Genomic DNA, 560 nt, shown 5'->3' with positions numbered 1-560 from the left:
AGCGTGGGATGGTGTTGGCGGCGGCTGGGAGCATAACGCCGCATACGAAGTTTAAGGGAGAGGTATACATATTGTCGAAGGATGAGGGAGGGAGGCACACGCCGTTTTTCACCGGTTATCGACCTCAGTTTTATTTTCGGACTACGGATGTTACCGGTGTGGCGAATTTGCCGGATGGGCGTGAGATGGTGATGCCAGGAGACAACGTGACGATGACGATAGAGTTGATAACGCCGATTGCGATGGAGAAGGGGCTGCGGTTGGCGATCAGGGAAGGCGGCAGGACTGTAGGCGCAGGGGTAGTCGTAGAAATCCTGGAATAGCAGGGGGCGCTCGATGCGAGAACAGATAGTATTTGCGTGCTCACAGTGCAAGAGACGGAACTACACGAGCACAAAGAACAAGCGCAAACATCCCGATAGATTGGAGTTCCGCAAGTACTGTTCATCCTGCAGGACTCACACTGTTCATAAGGAAACGAAATAGAGAACCGAAGTCCTGACGGTCTCCTAGCCAATTTGCGGGAAGATTGTTTTTAGGCCTGTAGCTCTAACGGCTAG

Annotated in this window: 2 protein-coding genes; both read left to right on the top strand. The window is 52.5% G+C overall.

Annotated elements, in window-relative coordinates:
* The coding region (gene tuf / locus QME66_14030; GenBank protein ID MDI6810058.1) for an elongation factor Tu at positions 1-323 on the top strand (323 nt) is incomplete at its 5' end.
* Between the two features lie 13 nt (positions 324-336).
* Positions 337-486 (top strand): 50S ribosomal protein L33, encoded by a 150-nt coding sequence (gene rpmG, locus QME66_14025; protein MDI6810057.1) that lies wholly within the window; start codon positions 337-339, stop codon positions 484-486.
* Positions 487-560 lie beyond the last annotated feature (74 nt).

The organism is Candidatus Eisenbacteria bacterium (assembly GCA_030017955.1).
GTDB lineage: Bacteria > Eisenbacteria > RBG-16-71-46 > JASEGR01 > JASEGR01 > JASEGR01.
Note: the sequence above shows the minus strand (reverse complement) of the source record. Positions and strands in the feature narration are given on the sequence as shown.